The organism is Serratia sp. H402Y, assembly GCF_051172415.1.
Classification (GTDB): Bacteria; Pseudomonadota; Gammaproteobacteria; order Enterobacterales; family Enterobacteriaceae; genus Serratia; species Serratia ureilytica.
This window is the reverse complement of the sequence record NZ_JBPIYZ010000001.1, coordinates 2,812,905-2,828,657: the sequence shown is the minus strand read 5'-3', so window position 1 is coordinate 2,828,657 and position 15,753 is coordinate 2,812,905. Positions and strand designations below refer to the sequence as shown.

The window sequence follows — 15,753 nt, the reverse complement described above, 5'->3', positions numbered from 1 at the left end:
GAACCGCAGTTCCGCGCTGGTGGAGGAGTCAGCATGAACGAAAAACACGGGTGTTCCTGTGCGCGCCATTTGGCGCAGGGTTTCGCCAGGCAGTCGATCAACGCCGGGGAGGGCGAAATCTATCAAATCTCGCTGATGAGCGCGCTCATCGACGGGGTTTATGAAGGGGAGACCACCATCGCCGAATTGCTGAAACACGGCGATTTCGGCCTCGGCACCTTCAATCATCTGGATGGCGAACTGATCGCGTTCGATCAGGAAATACACCAGCTGCGCGCCGACGGCAGCGCCCGCCCGGCCGGTTTGCAACAGAAAACCCCTTTCGCCGTCGTCACCTTTTTCCAGCCCAGCGTCAGCCAGCAATTCGATCGGCCGATCACCAAGGCGCAACTGCACCAATGCATCGATGAACAGGTCGCCTCGCCGAACCTGTTCTGCGCGGTGCGGGTCGACGGTGAGTTCAGCCATGTCGAAACCCGCACCGTGCCGCGTCAGGAACGGCCTTACCGCCCAATGCTGGAAGCGATAGAAGAGCAGCCGACCTTCTCGTTCCATCAGCGGCGCGGCACGCTGGTCGGCTTCCGCTCGCCCGATTACATGCAGGGCATCGGCGTGGCCGGCTATCACGAACACTTCGTTACCGACGACCGCAGCGGCGGCGGCCACGTGCTGGATTACCAGCTCGATCATGGCCGCCTGCAGTTCGGCGTCATCACCCGTCTCAATCTTCAGTTGCCGCATGATGCGGATTTCTTGCGCGCCAACCTCTGTCCAGAGGATTTGGATCGCGCAATTCGTTCCGCCGAGGGCTAATCCCGGCGATCGTTTTCTTAGGAGGTGGAACCATGGCACAGGAAAAAACAGGCAATGACTGGCAATGCGGCGCCGACTTGGTGGTGAAAAACCTGGAAGCGCAGGGCGTCAAACACGTTTTCGGCATTCCGGGCGCCAAGATCGACCGGGTGTTCGATTCGTTGGAAGATGCGCCGTCGATCGAAACGGTGGTGGTGCGCCATGAGGCCAACGCGGCCTTTATGGCGGCGGCGGTCGGCCGCCTGACCGGCAAGGCGGGGGTGGCGCTGGTCACCTCCGGGCCGGGCAGCTCCAACCTGATCACCGGGCTGGCAACCGCCACCTCGGAAGGGGATGCGGTGGTGGCCTTCGGCGGCGCGGTGAAGCGCGCCGACAGCCTGAAGCAGACGCACCAGAGCATGGATACCGTCAGCATGTTCCGGCCGGTGACCAAGTACTGCGCCGAAGTGCATGCCGGTTCGGCGATTTCCGAGGTGATCGCCAACGCCTTCCGCCGCGCCGAGTTCGGCCGGCCGGGGGCGTCGTTCGTCAGCCTGCCGATGGATATCGTCAATGAGCCGGTCACGGCGCCGGTGCTGGCGGGCTGCCGCTTGCCGCGCATGGGGGCCGCGGCGGCGGACGACATTCAGGCGGCGGTGAAACTGATCCGCCAGGCCAAATGCCCGGTGCTGTTGCTGGGCTTGCAGGCCAGCCGGCCGGAGAACAGCGAGGCGGTGCGCCATCTGCTGTACCGCACCCATATGCCGGTGGTCGGCACCTATCAGGCGGCGGGGGTGATTGACGTCAATCACTTTGCCCGCTTCGCCGGCCGCGTCGGCCTGTTCAACAACCAGCCGGCCGATCAGCTGTTGCAAAAGGCCGATCTGGTGGTCAGCGTCGGCTACGATCCGATCGAATACGATCCGTGCATGTGGAACAGCCACGGGCGGCTGAAGCTGGTGCATATCGACGTGCTGCCGGCGGACATCGATACCTGCTATCGGCCGGACGTCGAGCTGGTGGGCAACATCAGCGCCACGCTGAACATGATGACCGAAGCGTTCAATGAGGCGGTCTGCGTTCCGGCGGAGGTGGAACTGATCCTGACCGATCTCGGCCGCCAGCGCGCCGAATTGGCGGAACGCGCCGCGCGCCGCGGCGGCATGCCGATCCATCCGTTGCGCATCGTCAAGGAGCTGCAGGACATCGTCAGCGACGACGTGACGCTGTGCGTGGACATGGGCAGTTTCCACATCTGGATAGCCCGCTATCTTTACAGCTTCCGCGCTCGACAGCTGTTGATCTCCAACGGCCAGCAAACCATGGGGGTAGCGCTGCCGTGGGCCATTGGCGCGGCGCTGGTGCGCCCCGGCGATAAGGTGGTGTCAATCTCCGGCGACGGCGGCTTCATGCAGTCGAGCATGGAGCTGGAGACCGCGGTGCGGCTGAAAAACAACATCGTGCACGTGATCTGGGTCGATAACGCTTACAACATGGTGGAAATGCAGGAAGTGAACAAATACCAGCGCAAATCCGGCGTAGAGTTCGGGCCGATCGACTTCAAGGCCTACGCGGAATCCTGCGGCGCGGTCGGTTTCGCCGTGCAGTCGGTGGAAGATCTGCGGCCGATGCTGCGCAAGGCGATGGAGATCCAGGGGCCGGTGGTGGTGGCCATTCCGGTCGACTACGCCGATAACTATAAGCTGATGGCGCAGATGAACTTCAGCCAGATGATTTAATTTCATCATCCTCGCGCCGTTTCACCGGGGCAGGCCGCTTGCGCGCCTGCCCGTTTTTATGCGCGGAATTTGTCCTTTACATCGCTAACTGCATGATTTATTGCTATCCGTTCGGCTGTTTTTTCACCACTGGGGATAGCGCAATGAAAAGAAAAGCAATAACGATCGGGCTGCTGGCGTTGGCGATTGCCGGCGGCGCGCGGGCCAATACGCTGGTCTACTGTTCCGAAGGCTCGCCGGAAGGCTTCAACCCGCAGCTGTTCACCTCCGGCACCACGGTAGACGCCAGTTCGGCGGCGATCTACAACCGGCTGGTGGATTTCAAACCCGGCACCGTCGAGCTGCAACCCAGCCTGGCGGAAAGCTGGGAGGTGAGCGAAGACGGCAAGCGCTATACCTTCCATCTGCGCAAGGGCGTGGCATTCCAGAGCAATAAATATTTCACGCCCACCCGCGATTTCAACGCCGATGACGTCATCTTCTCGTTTATGCGCCAGAAGGACGCCAACAACCCGTATCACAAGGTCTCCAACGGCGCCTACACCAACTTCGAGTCGATGGAGTTCGGCACGCTGATCGACCGGATCGTCAAGGTGGATGAGCACACCGTGCGCTTTGAGCTCTCCCGCGCCGAGGCGCCGTTCGTCGCCGATCTGGGCATGTATTTCGCCACCATTTTATCGGCGGAATATGCCGACGCGATGCTGAAGGCCGGCACGCCGCAGCGGGTGGACAACGATCCGATCGGCACCGGGCCGTTCCAGCTGGTGCAGTACCAGAAGGACGCGAAAATCCTCTACAAGGCGTTCGACCGCTACTGGGAAGGCAAGCCGAAGCTTGATCGGCTGGTGTTCTCGATCACGCCGGATGCGGCGGTGCGTTACGCCAAGCTGCAAAAGAACGAATGCCAGGTGATGCCGTTCCCCAATCCGGCGGATCTGGCACGCATGCGGCAGGACGGCAACATTCAGGTAATGGAAAAATCCGGCTTGAATATCGGTTTCCTGGCGTTCAACACCCAGAAGAAACCGTTGGATAACGTTAAGGTGCGCCAGGCGTTGGCGCTGGCGGTCAACAAGCCGGCGATCATCGACGCGGTGTTCCACGGCGCCGGTCAGCCGGCCAAGAACCTGCTGCCGCCGGCTCAATGGGGCAGCAACGCGCAGCTTGAAGACTACCCGTATTCGCCGGAGCGGGCGAAGCAGCTGTTGCAGGAGGCCGGGCTGGGGCAGGGCTTCGACATCGATCTGTGGGCGATGCCGGTGCAGCGGCCCTATAACCCCAACGCCAAGCGGATGGCGGAGATGATCCAGGCCGATTGGGCTAAAATCGGCGTGCGCGCCAAAATCGTCACCTTCGAGTGGGGCGAGTATTTACAGCGGATTAAAAACGGCGAACACCAGACCGCGCTGATGGGCTGGACCACCGCCAACGGCGATCCGGACAACTTCTTCGGCCCGCTGTTCACCTGCGCTTCGCTCGGCGGTTCGAACTCGGCGAAATGGTGCTATAAACCGTTCGACCAGCTGATCCTGCAGGCGCGCGAAGAGAACGATCACGCCAAACGGGTGGCGATGTATCAGCAGGCGCAGGTGATGATGCACGATCAGATGCCGGCGTTGATGATTGCGCACTCGACCATCTTCGAACCGGTGCGCAAGGAAGTGAAAGGCTACGAGATAGACCCGTTCGGCAAACACATCTTCAAACAGGTGTCGCTGGAGAAGTAACGACAAGGCCGGGATAACCCGGCCTTTTTCATGCCTGCGGCGCGTCGCAGTGGTAGCGGCCGCGCGGGATCACCAGCGGCGTGTGGGACAGCGGATCGTCGATGATCATGCACGGCATGCCGAACACCCGCTCCACCAGTTCGGCGGTAATGATCTCCGCCGGTTTCCCTTCCGCCACGATCTTGCCGTCGCGCATGGCGATGATGTGATCGGCATAGCGGCAGGCGTGGTTGAGATCGTGCAGCACCGCGATCAGGGTTTGACCGCGCTCGCGGTTGAGCTGGCGGAACAGATCCAGCAGCTCGATCTGGTGCGCGATGTCCAGATACGTCGTCGGTTCATCCAGCAGCAGCAGCGGCGTTTGCTGCGCCAACGCCATCGCTACCCAGACGCGCTGACGCTGCCCGCCGGACAGCTCGTCGACGCTGCGATCCGCCAGTTGGCTGACGTTGGTGGCCGCCATGGCGGCTTCCACCGCCTGTTTGTCGGCCTGTGTCCACTGTTTCAGCAGGCTCTGGTGCGGATAGCGGCCGCGCGACACCAGGTCCGCCACGGTGATGCTGTCCGGTGCGATCGAGGTTTGCGGCAGCAGGCCAAGCTCGCGCGCCAGCGCCTTGGTGGCGAAACTGCTGATGTTCTTGCCGTCCAGCATCACCTCGCCGGCGCTGGGTTTCAGCAGGCGGCACAGGGCGCGCAACAGCGTCGATTTGCCGCAGGCGTTCGGCCCTACGATCACCGTAAAGGCGCCGTCGGGGATCGCCACGCTCAGATCGTCAGCGATGATTTTATTGTCGTAGCCCAGCTTCAGGTGCGAGGCGTGCAGGCGGTGGCTCATGGCATTATCACTCTTCATTATCTATCTGCGGGCCTCACGGATGAGCAGCCAAATCAGGTACAGGCCGCCGATGCAGACGGTCACGATCCCGACCGGCAGTTGGATCGGCGCGAAAAGATGTTGGGACACCACGTCGGCGCCGAGCAGCAGCGCCGCGCCCATCAGCGCCGAGGACGTCAGGGTGACCGAGGATTGCCCGGCCAAGCGGCGGGCGATTTGCGGCGCCGCCAGCGCGATAAAGGAAATCGGCCCGGCGGTGGCGGTGACGGCGGCGGTGAGGGTGACGCCGAACAGCATCAGCCACAGCCGGCTGCCTTCGGCGTTCACGCCCAGCGCGCGCGCCGTGTCGTCGCCCATTTCCAGCAGCTGCAGCCGTTTGCCCATCAACAGCGCGGCCGCGGCCGCCAGCAGGATGAACGCCGTGGCGGGCTGGGCTTTCTGCCAGGTCATGCCGTTGAGCGAGCCGGCCTGCCACATGGCGGCGTCCATGGCGCGCTCGAGCGAGGCGGTGATGATCAGCCAGGTATTGGTGGAGACCAGCACTGCGCTGATGGCGATGCCGACGATGATCAGCCGGAAGCCGGCGATGCCTTGCCGCCAGGCCAGCAGGTAGATGGCCAGCGCGGCGAGAATGCCGCCGGCCAGCGCGCCGCCGGCGATGTAGTAATAGCCGCCGTTGAACAGGGTGATGGCGATCAGCGCGCCGGTGTAAGCCCCCATGTTAAAGCCAATCACGTCCGGGCTGCCGAGCGGGTTGCGGATAATCGACTGGAAGATGGCGCCGCTCATGCCGAGCGCGGCGCCTAACAGCAGCGCCATGGCGATGCGCGGCAAGCGCCATTGGGTGACCACGGTGACCAGGTTTTTCGGCGCCTCGCCGGTCAGCGCGGCAAAAACCTGCTCCAGCGAAAGTTGCAGCGTGCCGTAGCACAGGGCGGCGACGGCCATCGCCAGACACAGCGCCAACAGTGAAAGGTTGACCAGCAGCAGGCGCAGCGGCAGGCGCCCGTTGATGACGCCGTCCGGGCGGCCGATATGCAGCGTGTGCGGCAGACTCATCACAGACCCCCCAGCGTTTTCTTGCGGCGCACCAGCCAGATCAGCACCGGCGCGCCGATGAAGGCCGCCACGATGGAAACCCGCAGCTCACCGGCCGCAAGCAAGCGGCCGACCACGTCGGCGCACAGCAGTAAAATCGGCGCCAGCAGCATGGAGTAGGGCAGGATCCAGCGTTGGTCGGGGCCGACCCACCAGCGGGCGATATGCGGCACCATCAGGCCGATGAAACTGATCGGGCCGACGGTGGCGGTCGCCGCGCCGCACAGCAGCGTAATGGCGAGCACTGCGATCGCCTGAGTCAGCACTACGCGCGCGCCGAGCGCGATAGCCAGATCTTCCCCCATGCCGATGGTATTCAGCGGCCGGGCGATGAGCAGCGTCAGCAGGCAGCCGAGCAAAATGGCGGGGGCGGTCACCGGCAGGGTGGCCAGCGTGCGGATATCCAGCGTGCCGGCCTGCCAGAAGCGCAGTTGGTCGAAGGTTTGCGGATCGATCAGCGACAGCCCGGTGGTGATGCCGAGCAACACCGCGCCGATCGCCACGCCGGCCAGCGTCAGCCGCACCGGGTTGATGCGCCCACCTGCCAGTGTGCCGATCACGTAGACCAGCAGGGTGGTGACGGCGGCGCCGACAAAGGCGTAGGCCATATAGCTTTCGGTGGTGGCGGCGCCGAAAAACATGATGCCGATGACCACGGCGAAGCTAGCGCCGGCGTTGATGCCGAGCACGCCGGGATCGGCCAGCGGATTGCGCGTCAGCGCCTGAATCAGCGCGCCGGCGGCGCCGAGCGCCATGCCGGCCAAAATGCCCGCCAGCGTACGGGGCACCCGGGCGTTGAGAATGATGGTGCTGTCGGAGCCGCTCGCGGCGCCCTGTAGGCTGAGCCAGACGGTATGGAAGGGGATGGCTTTGGAACCCAGCATCAGGCTGGCAATGATGCACAGCAACAACAACGCCAAGCCGATACCGAACCCGGCGATGCGTTTGAAGCCACTGGCGTAAGCTGCGTGCGGTGCGGACGAAAGCGTCCGCTCAGTCGGAGTGGGTACGTTCACACCGGTAACTCCTTTATGATTTTTATTCTCATTGTTATTTGCGTTCGTGAAGGGCGCCAATAGTAACACGAGTTTACGCCCGCATGCACCCGCCGGTTGGTGGCGAAGGCGCGTGGACGATGTTAATAACTATTGATATTTCAATTGATTGAATGTGAATGGTTGCCCCGTTTGCCAAAAGCGTCGGCAGGGGACTGGGACTGGCCTGCCGACGGCGTGATTCAGGGCTTTTTGAACAACCGTTCGATTTGGTTCAGCATGTTGGTGGCGCTGTAGTAATCGAGGCGGAAGGTATCGTTGCCGACGGCGTAGACGTGCCGCTGTTCCACCGGCTCCAGATGTTTGAGGAACGGGTTGGCCAGCACCTCTTGCACTTTGCGCTCATTGGTGGCGAACAGGATCAGGGTTTTGCCGTTCAGGCCTTCGGCCATTTTTTCGCCGGAGATCTGGATGATGTCATGGCGTTTACCCATGCTGGCGTTGCCTTTGGCGCTTTCCGGCGGGGTAGCCAGCTGGAAGCCGAGCTGGGTCAGCAGCTTGCCTTGGGCGGAGCCCGGCGTCCACAGCATGGCTTCGCGGCCGTTGTCGGCATACACCAGCGGCGTGGTCGGCTGCGGCGGCAGGGTAATCGCCTGCTTCACTTGTTCCACGCGCTGCTCGAAACGATCTTCCGCCTGTTTGGCGCCGGCTTCGTGACCGGTGATCTCACCGAGCTCACTGGCCAGCTGTTGCCAGCTTTTGTCGCCGTAATCGAGCACCAGCGTCGGCGCAATGGCGGACAGCTGATCGTACAGTTTCAGCGCCGAATCACCGCCGGTCGCGGCGACGACGATCAAATCCGGGGCGGCGGCGGCGACGGCTTCGGCATTGGGTTCCACCTGATACAGCCGTTCGACGTGGCGCTGTTTGGCCACTTCGCTCCATTGGGTAAAGAAGCCTTGTTGATCGGCCACCAGGGGATTTGGACTGGTGGCGGCGCTGGCGACCACCGGGGCGTCGATAGCCAGTAACGTGCCGGTGATGGTGACGCTGGTGGATACGATGCGCTGCGGCGGTTTTTCCAGCGTGAACTTCCCTTTGGCGCTATCGATGGTGCGCGGCCAACTGCTGTCGGCAGCGGGGGCGGACGGTTTCTGCCCGTCGCTCTTGTCGTCCGGGCCGCAGCCGCTGAGCAACAGGCTGGAAGTGGCGATGAATGCAATAAACAGCTGACGTAAGGATAGGGTCATGAGCGGGCTCTTTCTTTCCTTGCACAAAGGCGTATCAATCCGCGTGCGGATCGCTGGGGAGTGTTTGCCCGCTAATTTACCATTCAAGCCGTCAAAATGATAACCATTCGTATCTCGTGTTTCCCAGGCAACCGCAGGCAGCTTTAACGAGGCCTGTCCATAATAGAGAGATGATAGAAGTTTCCTGTTTCGACTTAATCGATTAAGAGGGGGCGTATGGTTCGGGATGTTGAGTTTCGAACGGATCCTCATCCGGCTTTTCCTGTGTTGAACGAGCTATGGTTATCCGCTTGGGGAGAACCGCTACCGGCTGACATGCCGGCGATATTATCCCGCAGTTTGGCCCATATCGGCGCTTACGCAGAAGATGTGATGATTGGATTTGTGAATGTGGCTTGGGACGGTGGCAAGCACGCGTTTATTTTAGATACCTGCGTCCATCGTCATTATCAACGGCAGGGGGTGGCGACCGGGCTGGTTCAAGCGGCGATAGCGATCGCAAAAATGCGTGGAGCAAGCTGGCTGCACGTCGATTACGAACCCCATCTGACCGGTTTTTATTGCGGGTGCGGTTTTCGCCCTACCGCTGCAGGTTTAATTGATCTGACAAAGGGCCATGGCGGATGAGCGTTCACTGACGAGAGATAAAGAGGGCTGTATAATACGGTCTTTAGAAACGAAAAAAGCGCCAAAAGGCGCTTTTCTCTGAATTGGTGGGTCGTGCAGGATTGATTCGGCCTGTGGCCTCACCCTGCGGGCAACGCTGCGCGTTGTCGTATCGCTGCGCGTTGTCGTATCGCTGCGCGATGCTCGAACCTCTACGGTTCTTCATCCTACACGACCCGGTGAACTCTGTCGGCGAGAGATGAAGTCAGAGTCGGATGGTGCAGAAACGAAAAAAGCGCCAAAAGGCGCTTTTCTCTAAATTGGTGGGTCGTGCAGGATTCGAACCTGCGACCAATTGATTAAAAGTCAACTGCTCTACCAACTGAGCTAACGACCCGCAGAAGTGGTGGGTGATGACGGGCTCGAACCGCCGACCCCCTCCGTGTAAAGGAGATGCTCTACCAACTGAGCTAATCACCCACTTCAGGACTTCCAGGCACTGCTAAACGAGAGAATGATGGTGGGTGATGACGGGCTCGAACCGCCGACCCCCTCCGTGTAAAGGAGATGCTCTACCAACTGAGCTAATCACCCTCATTCGTTCTCATTTTTCTCAACAAGATGGTGGGCGATGACGGGCTCGAACCGCCGACCCCCTCCGTGTAAAGGAGATGCTCTACCAACTGAGCTAATCGCCCCGTCTTGTTGGAGTCGCATTATAGGGATAGTTCAAAGTGAGTCAACGGTTTTTAAAATGATTTCAATCGTTCGCCGCAAATTTAGGCAGGGCGCGATAATTATCGCCAACGGCGCCGATTCTTTGCGCAACGCTATGCGAAACTCGCCGCAAAACGCGCGAAATCGACCGGCGCAATATCGTGTCGGCGTTGAGGAATTAGCGCGTGGTGATACAATGTCGTCCACTCTTTTTTCAATTCCGAGCAATCGTCGGCCATCGCCGACACGCGTTGCGTAATAAGGCAGTGAACCCAATGAAAATCAAAACCCGTTTTGCACCGAGCCCGACCGGCTATCTTCACGTCGGCGGCGCGCGTACCGCACTTTATTCCTGGTTGTTCAGCCGCCATGCGGGCGGTGAGTTCGTTCTGCGTATCGAAGATACCGATCTGGAACGCTCTACCCAGGACGCGATCGACGCAATTATGGATGGCATGAACTGGTTGAATCTGGATTGGGATGAAGGCCCGTACTTCCAGACCAAGCGTTTCGATCGCTACAACGCGGTCATCGACGAAATGCTGGAGCAGGGCACGGCCTATAAATGCTATTGCTCCAAGGAACGCCTGGAAGCGCTGCGCGAGAAGCAGATGGAAAACGGCGAGAAGCCGCGTTACGACGGCCACTGCCGCGACAGCCAGTGCAGCCACACCGACGACGAGCCGCACGTGGTGCGCTTCCGTAACCCGCAGGAAGGCTCGGTGATCTTCGACGACAAAATTCGCGGCCCGATCGAATTCAGCAACCAGGAGCTGGACGATCTGATCATCCGCCGCACCGACGGTTCGCCAACCTATAACTTCTGCGTCGTCGTCGATGACTGGGACATGGAAATCACCCACGTGATCCGCGGCGAAGACCACATCAACAACACCCCGCGCCAGATCAACATTCTCAAAGCGCTGGGCGCGCCGGTGCCGGAATACGCGCACGTGTCGATGATCCTCGGCGACGACGGTAAAAAGCTGTCCAAACGCCACGGCGCCGTGGGTGTCATGCAGTACCGCGACGACGGCTATCTGCCGCAGGCGCTGCTGAACTACCTGGTGCGTCTGGGCTGGTCCCACGGCGATCAGGAGATCTTCTCCATCGATGAGATGAAAGAGTTCTTCACGCTGGAAGCGATCAACAAATCCGCCAGCGCGTTCAACACCGAGAAGCTGCAGTGGCTGAACCACCACTACATCAACCATATGCCGGCGGAAGAAGTGGCGGTGCATCTGGCATGGCACGTTGAGCAACTGGGCATTGAAACCCGCAACGGCCCGGAACTGAAAGACATCGTCAAGCTGCTGGGCGAGCGTTGCAAGACGCTGAAAGAGATGGCGGAGTCTTGCCGTTACTTCTACGCAGATTTCAGCGAGTTCGACGCCGACGCCGCCAAGAAGCACCTGCGCCCGGTCGCGCGTCAGCCGCTGGAAGCGGTGCGGGCCAAGCTGGCCGCCATCACCGTCTGGACGCCGGAAAATGTGCACGACGCCATTCAGGGCACGGCGGATGAGCTGGGTGTCGGCATGGGTAAAGTCGGCATGCCGCTGCGCGTCGCGGTGACCGGCGCCGGCCAGTCACCGGGCATGGACGTGACCGTGCATGCGATCGGCCAGAAGCGTTCGCTGCAGCGTATCGATATGGCGCTGGCTTACATCGCCGAGCGCGAAGCGCAAGCCTGATTAGGCTGATACGCCATAAATGAAAAAGCCCCGTGGAGCGATCCCGGGGCTTTTTTATTGCGCTTTGTCAGGCTTGTTCGCTAGCCGGCAAACCCGGACGGTAGGCGAGGAAATACATCAACCCGACAAAGCCGGCGCCGCCCAGCGCATTGCCGAGAAATACCGCGACGAAATTAGGCAGATACTGCTCCCAGCCCATGCCGCCGGCAAAGATGGCCGCCGGGATGATGAACATATTCGCCACCACGTGCTGGAAGCCGATGGCGACAAAAGCCATGACCGGGAACCACATGCCGATCACTTTGCCCGGCACATCTTTGCTGGCGAAGGCTAACCACACCGCCAGGCATACCAGCCAGTTGCAGCCGACGCCGGAAATGAAGGCGTGCAGGAAGTCCGCATCCACTTTGGCCTGCGCGATCGCCAGCGTCTTATGTAAAAACGCGCCTTCGGTCAGGCCCAGCAGGTGGCCGAAGAAGTAGGCGACGGCCACGCTGCCGGCGAAGTTGGCCAGGGTGACCCAAAACCAGTTGCGCAGCACGGCGATGGCGGGAATTTCACGGGCGAACCAGGCCATTGGCAAGGTCATCATGTTGCCGGTCAGCAGTTCGCCGCCGGCCAGAAGGGTCAGGATCAAACCGATAGGGAAGACCGCGGCGCCCAACAGCGCGCCGAAAGAGCCCCATTCGGCCGGCAGGGTGCCGATGACGTGAATATCCAGCAGGAAGCCGGTGGCGATAAAGGCGCCGGCGAGAAAGCCCAGAATCAGCAGATTAGCGAGAGGGGCGCGGCTTTTGTTTACCCCGGCCTGAACGGCGAGGGCGGCGATTTCTTTTGGTGAATGCAAAGACATGACGGACTCGGTTTATAGTAATAAAGTTTATGGCGCGGGCAGTCTATGCCGCTCGGGAGCCCGACTCAAGCGCATTTCGCTAACATTCCGTTAATTAAAAATCAACGTGATATGCAGGGTCTTTTGCCATTTTGAGAAGTAGCGCGCAAAATGGATGAACTCTGCGCAAAGTGATGATTTTTTGGCGCCAAAGATGCTGATTTGGCGGCTTTTTCAACGCTTGATTCAGTAATTCAATTTAGCCGTTGACAGCTTTGAGCGGGTTTCATATTATGCGCCCCGTTCACAGCACAAAGTGATTGTGGAACGGGGCTATAGCTCAGCTGGGAGAGCGCTTGCATGGCATGCAAGAGGTCGACGGTTCGATCCCGTCTAGCTCCACCAACCTTCTTCTCAGAGAGGTTGGGGAATACCGTAACGCCGGTCAACGCGTACCACTTTTGTGGGGCTATAGCTCAGCTGGGAGAGCGCTTGCATGGCATGCAAGAGGTCGACGGTTCGATCCCGTCTAGCTCCACCACCATTTGAAAAGCCGACCTTAGGGTCGGCTTTTTGCTTTGCGTTATTTCACCTTCGCCGAAGGCCAGCCAATAAAAAAGGCGCCCGCAGGCGCCTTATCATTGCTGTAAATTTCAGGCTTAGCCCAGCACCAGACCCGCGATGGAAGCGGACAGGATGCTGACCAGCGTAGAGCCGTAGACCAGCTTCAGACCGAAGCGGGACACTACGTTGCCCTGGTGTTCGTTCAGGCCCTTGATCGCACCGGCCACGATGCCGATGGAAGAGAAGTTGGCGAAGGACACCAGGAACACCGACAGGATCCCCAGGCTGCGCGGCGACAGCTCGGCAGAGACTTTCTGCAGTTCCATCATTGCCACGAATTCGTTGGAAACCAGCTTGGTGGCCATGATGCTGCCGACCTGCAGGGCTTCGTGCTTAGGAATACCCATGATCCAGGCGAACGGATAGAAGAAATAGCCGAGGATTTCCTGGAAGCTCAGGCCGAAGATGGCGCTGAACACGCCGTTAAGCGCGGCGATCAGGGCGATGAAACCAATCAGCATCGCGGCGACGATTATCGCTACTTTGAAGCCGGCCAGGATGTATTCGCCCAGCATTTCAAAGAAGCTCTGGCCTTCGTGCAGGTTGCCGAGGTGCAGCTCTTCTTCTTTATTGGTGTCGTACGGGTTGACCAACGACAGCACGATAAAGGTGCTGAACATGTTCAGTACCAGCGCCGCCACCACGAACTTGGCGTCCAGCATGGTCATGTAGGCGCCGACGATGGACATGGACACCGTAGACATCGCGGTCGCCGCCATGGTGTACATGCGCTTTTCCGACATCTTGCCCAGGATATCCTTGTAGGCGATGAAGTTTTCGGATTGGCCCAGGATCAGCGAGCTGACGGCGTTGAACGACTCCAGCTTGCCCATGCCGTTCACTTTCGACAGCACGGTACCGATAATGCGGATGATGAAAGGCAGCACTTTGATGTACTGCAGAATACCGATCAGCGCCGAAATGAAGACGATCGGGCACAGCACCTTCAGGAAGAAGAACGCCAGGCCTTTGTCGCCCATGCCGCCGAACACGAAATCAGTCCCTTGTCCCGCAAACCCGAGCAGTTTGTCAAACAGCGCGGCGAATCCTTTTACGAAGCCCAAACCCGCTTCCGAATGCAGGAAAAAGTAGGCCAGCAGTACTTCGATAACCAATAATTGAATAACATAGCGAATGCGGATGCTTTTGCGATCGCGGCACACCAACAGGGCCAGGATCGCCACCACCACTATCGCCAACGCAAAGTGCGCAATATGGGACATGTTTGCTCCAAATTTGAGGCAGGCTGAATTTCGGCTGTCATTTTATGTAACGCTACGTTTAAAAACGAGACTTCTATTGCAAATATGGAAAATCATAGTGGGAGTTCTCCTAAAGTGTTGCGCAAAAGCATAAAAAATCAAGATGTTAACTCAGACATAGGAAATTCGTATTCTTGTGCTAACCTGTCTTTCAGGGGTATTGCAGCCAAAATCCCAACCCAAAAGCACGGAAATCGGCAAGTACGGTGTCGAACCCTTCGATAAAACCGTTAATGTTGGCTATTGCAGAGATAAGTTTTACCACTCTAAATGCGCTTGATAATTATTATCATTTATATAGAGTGGAGATAAACGTAATTTCAGTAAGGGTTCAACATATGCTGAACAGTCGCGTGGTTGAAACCACCTCCGGTCGCTCCGCCAGAAAAATCAAACTCTCGCTGATGGGGCCCGCCTTCATCGCCGCTATCGGCTACATCGACCCCGGCAACTTCGCCACCAATATCCAGGCCGGCGCCTCATTCGGCTATAGCCTGTTGTGGGTCGTGGTCTGGGCCAACGTGATGGCGATGCTGATCCAGCTGTTGTCCGCCAAGCTGGGGATCGCCACCGGAAAAAACCTGGCCGAGCATATTCGCGATCGCTTTCCGCGGCCGGCGGTGTGGGCCTATTGGGTGCAGGCGGAGATTATCGCCATGGCGACCGATCTGGCCGAATTCATCGGCGCGGCGATCGGCTTCAAGCTGCTGCTCGGCGTCTCCTTGTTGCAGGGCGCGGTGCTGACCGGCATCGCCACCTTTTTAATTCTGATGCTGCAAAAGCGCGGACAAAAGCCGCTGGAGTGGGTGATCGGCGGCCTGCTGCTGTTCGTCGCCGCCGCTTACATCGTCGAGCTGGCGTTTTCCCAGCCGCAGCTTGCGCCGCTGCTGAAAGGCATGGCGTTGCCCGATTTGCCCAACGGCGACGCGGTATTCCTGGCCGCCGGGGTATTGGGTGCCACCATCATGCCGCACGTGATCTATCTGCATTCGTCGCTCACCCAAGTTGGCGGTGAGCACGATAAGGCGGAGCGCTATGCCGCCACCAAAGTCGACGTCGCCGTCGCCATGACCATCGCCGGTTTCGTTAACCTGGCGATGATGGCCACTGCCGCCGCCGCGTTTCATTTCAGCGGCCACAGCGGCATCGCCGATCTTGACGTGGCCTATCTGACGCTGCAACCGCTGCTCGGGCAAGCCGCCGCCACCGTGTTTGGCCTGAGCCTGGTGGCCGCCGGTCTTTCTTCCACCGTGGTGGGCACGCTGGCGGGGCAGGTGGTGATGCAAGGGTTTGTGCATTTCCATATCCCGCTGTGGCTGCGCCGCGCGGTGACCATGCTGCCGTCGTTTATCGTCATCATGCTGGGAGTGGACGCCACGCGCATTCTGGTGCTGAGCCAGGTGCTGCTCAGCTTCGGCATTGCGCTGGCGCTGGTGCCGCTGCTGGCTTTCACCGGCAATCGGGCGCTGATGGGGGAGATGGTTAACGGCCCCGTGGTGCAAAACCTGGGCAAGCTGATCGTGTTGGTGGTGGTGGGCTTGAATGGCTACTTGCTGATCGGCAGTGTGCTGTAGGCGAAAAC

At 59.8% G+C, this 15,753-nt stretch carries 12 protein-coding genes, 6 tRNA genes and 1 other RNA gene; 8 read left to right on the top strand and 11 right to left on the bottom strand.

What is annotated here, in order from left to right; all coding sequences use genetic code 11:
• Nucleotides 1–33 precede the first annotated feature (33 nt).
• The 3 genes from budA (at nucleotide 34) to ACSBQS_RS13685 (ending at nucleotide 4,261) form a co-directional block, all read left to right on the top strand.
• Nucleotides 34–813, top strand: a complete 780-nt coding sequence (budA, locus tag ACSBQS_RS13695) for an acetolactate decarboxylase (RefSeq protein WP_033643951.1) — start codon at nucleotides 34–36, stop codon at nucleotides 811–813.
• A 32-nt stretch (nucleotides 814–845) separates the two neighbouring features.
• Nucleotides 846–2,531, top strand: a complete 1,686-nt coding sequence (gene alsS / locus ACSBQS_RS13690; protein WP_033643950.1) for an acetolactate synthase AlsS — start codon at nucleotides 846–848, stop codon at nucleotides 2,529–2,531.
• Between the two features lie 143 nt (nucleotides 2,532–2,674).
• Nucleotides 2,675–4,261 carry an ABC transporter substrate-binding protein gene (locus ACSBQS_RS13685; RefSeq protein WP_033644333.1) on the top strand — a complete coding sequence of 529 codons (1,587 nt, stop codon included), beginning with the start codon at nucleotides 2,675–2,677 and terminating at the stop codon, nucleotides 4,259–4,261.
• A gap of 28 nt (nucleotides 4,262–4,289) precedes the next feature.
• Here the strand turns inward: ACSBQS_RS13685 and ACSBQS_RS13680 are convergent, their stop codons facing one another.
• From ACSBQS_RS13680 to fepB, 4 genes are all read right to left on the bottom strand, one after another.
• On the bottom strand, nucleotides 4,290–5,096 hold the full coding sequence (locus tag ACSBQS_RS13680) for an ABC transporter ATP-binding protein (protein WP_004936408.1): 807 nt from the start codon (nucleotides 5,094–5,096) through the stop codon (nucleotides 4,290–4,292).
• A 21-nt stretch (nucleotides 5,097–5,117) separates the two neighbouring features.
• Nucleotides 5,118–6,155: an iron-enterobactin ABC transporter permease gene (fepG, locus tag ACSBQS_RS13675; protein WP_033652548.1), complete on the bottom strand. Its 1,038-nt coding sequence runs from the start codon at nucleotides 6,153–6,155 to the stop codon at nucleotides 5,118–5,120.
• The gene (gene fepD / locus ACSBQS_RS13670) at nucleotides 6,155–7,210 is read right to left on the bottom strand and encodes a Fe(3+)-siderophore ABC transporter permease (RefSeq protein ID WP_089195036.1); all 1,056 of its coding nucleotides are present in this window, start codon (nucleotides 7,208–7,210) and stop codon (nucleotides 6,155–6,157) included. The genes fepG and fepD overlap by 1 nt, the downstream gene beginning before the upstream one ends.
• A 221-nt stretch (nucleotides 7,211–7,431) precedes the next feature.
• Nucleotides 7,432–8,439, bottom strand: a complete 1,008-nt coding sequence (gene fepB, locus ACSBQS_RS13665; RefSeq protein ID WP_042785145.1) for a Fe2+-enterobactin ABC transporter substrate-binding protein — start codon at nucleotides 8,437–8,439, stop codon at nucleotides 7,432–7,434.
• 216 nt (nucleotides 8,440–8,655) lie between these two features.
• Between fepB and ACSBQS_RS13660 the strand changes: the two genes are divergently transcribed.
• On the top strand, nucleotides 8,656–9,066 hold the full coding sequence (locus ACSBQS_RS13660) for a GNAT family N-acetyltransferase (protein ID WP_071883572.1): 411 nt from the start codon (nucleotides 8,656–8,658) through the stop codon (nucleotides 9,064–9,066).
• 84 nt (nucleotides 9,067–9,150) lie between these two features.
• Here the strand turns inward: ACSBQS_RS13660 and ACSBQS_RS13655 are convergent.
• The 5 genes from ACSBQS_RS13655 to ACSBQS_RS13635 form a co-directional block, all read right to left on the bottom strand.
• Nucleotides 9,151–9,292, bottom strand: a non-coding RNA gene (locus tag ACSBQS_RS13655) — RtT sRNA.
• Nucleotides 9,293–9,366: 74 nt separating this feature from the next.
• A tRNA-Lys gene (locus tag ACSBQS_RS13650) sits at nucleotides 9,367–9,442 on the bottom strand.
• Nucleotides 9,443–9,449: 7 nt separating this feature from the next.
• Nucleotides 9,450–9,525, bottom strand: a tRNA-Val gene (locus ACSBQS_RS13645).
• 38 nt (nucleotides 9,526–9,563) lie between these two features.
• Nucleotides 9,564–9,639: transfer RNA gene (locus ACSBQS_RS13640), tRNA-Val, on the bottom strand.
• Between the two features lie 28 nt (nucleotides 9,640–9,667).
• Nucleotides 9,668–9,743 (bottom strand) — tRNA-Val (locus ACSBQS_RS13635).
• Between the two features lie 294 nt (nucleotides 9,744–10,037).
• Between ACSBQS_RS13635 and gltX the strand changes: the two genes are divergently transcribed.
• Nucleotides 10,038–11,453 (top strand): glutamate--tRNA ligase, encoded by a 1,416-nt coding sequence (gene gltX, locus ACSBQS_RS13630; RefSeq protein WP_016926803.1) that lies wholly within the window; start codon nucleotides 10,038–10,040, stop codon nucleotides 11,451–11,453.
• Nucleotides 11,454–11,520: 67 nt separating this feature from the next.
• Here gltX and ACSBQS_RS13625 read toward each other — a convergent pair whose 3' ends face one another.
• Nucleotides 11,521–12,306, bottom strand: coding sequence for a formate/nitrite transporter family protein (locus ACSBQS_RS13625; RefSeq protein ID WP_047025272.1), 786 nt, complete (start codon nucleotides 12,304–12,306; stop codon nucleotides 11,521–11,523).
• 308 nt (nucleotides 12,307–12,614) lie between these two features.
• Here ACSBQS_RS13625 and ACSBQS_RS13620 point away from each other — a divergent pair.
• Together ACSBQS_RS13620 and ACSBQS_RS13615 are read left to right on the top strand one after the other, a co-directional pair.
• Nucleotides 12,615–12,690, top strand: a tRNA-Ala gene (locus tag ACSBQS_RS13620).
• A 60-nt stretch (nucleotides 12,691–12,750) separates the two neighbouring features.
• Nucleotides 12,751–12,826, top strand: a tRNA-Ala gene (locus ACSBQS_RS13615).
• A gap of 118 nt (nucleotides 12,827–12,944) precedes the next feature.
• On the opposite strand, the gene ACSBQS_RS13610 is transcribed toward ACSBQS_RS13615, so the two are convergent.
• Nucleotides 12,945–14,132 carry a NupC/NupG family nucleoside CNT transporter gene (locus ACSBQS_RS13610; RefSeq protein WP_004936373.1) on the bottom strand — a complete coding sequence of 396 codons (1,188 nt, stop codon included), beginning with the start codon at nucleotides 14,130–14,132 and terminating at the stop codon, nucleotides 12,945–12,947.
• A gap of 377 nt (nucleotides 14,133–14,509) precedes the next feature.
• Here ACSBQS_RS13610 and ACSBQS_RS13605 point away from each other — a divergent pair, with 377 nt between their 5' ends.
• Nucleotides 14,510–15,745 (top strand): Nramp family divalent metal transporter, encoded by a 1,236-nt coding sequence (locus tag ACSBQS_RS13605; RefSeq protein ID WP_042785141.1) that lies wholly within the window; start codon nucleotides 14,510–14,512, stop codon nucleotides 15,743–15,745.
• Nucleotides 15,746–15,753 lie beyond the last annotated feature (8 nt).

What these genes read in the sequence shown, in the direction of transcription:
- budA (WP_033643951.1), top strand. Translation starts at nt 34, where the DNA reads ATGAACGAAAAACACGGGTGTTCCTGTGCGCGCCATTTGGCGCAGGGT.
- alsS (WP_033643950.1), top strand. Translation starts at nt 846, where the DNA reads ATGGCACAGGAAAAAACAGGCAATGACTGGCAATGCGGCGCCGACTTG.
- ACSBQS_RS13685 (WP_033644333.1), top strand. Translation starts at nt 2,675, where the DNA reads ATGAAAAGAAAAGCAATAACGATCGGGCTGCTGGCGTTGGCGATTGCC.
- ACSBQS_RS13680 (WP_004936408.1), bottom strand. Translation starts at nt 5,096, where the DNA reads ATGAGCCACCGCCTGCACGCCTCGCACCTGAAGCTGGGCTACGACAAT.
- fepG (WP_033652548.1), bottom strand. Translation starts at nt 6,155, where the DNA reads ATGAGTCTGCCGCACACGCTGCATATCGGCCGCCCGGACGGCGTCATC.
- fepB (WP_042785145.1), bottom strand. Translation starts at nt 8,439, where the DNA reads ATGACCCTATCCTTACGTCAGCTGTTTATTGCATTCATCGCCACTTCC.
- ACSBQS_RS13660 (WP_071883572.1), top strand. Translation starts at nt 8,656, where the DNA reads ATGGTTCGGGATGTTGAGTTTCGAACGGATCCTCATCCGGCTTTTCCT.
- gltX (WP_016926803.1), top strand. Translation starts at nt 10,038, where the DNA reads ATGAAAATCAAAACCCGTTTTGCACCGAGCCCGACCGGCTATCTTCAC.
- ACSBQS_RS13625 (WP_047025272.1), bottom strand. Translation starts at nt 12,306, where the DNA reads ATGTCTTTGCATTCACCAAAAGAAATCGCCGCCCTCGCCGTTCAGGCC.
- ACSBQS_RS13610 (WP_004936373.1), bottom strand. Translation starts at nt 14,132, where the DNA reads ATGTCCCATATTGCGCACTTTGCGTTGGCGATAGTGGTGGTGGCGATC.
- ACSBQS_RS13605 (WP_042785141.1), top strand. Translation starts at nt 14,510, where the DNA reads ATGCTGAACAGTCGCGTGGTTGAAACCACCTCCGGTCGCTCCGCCAGA.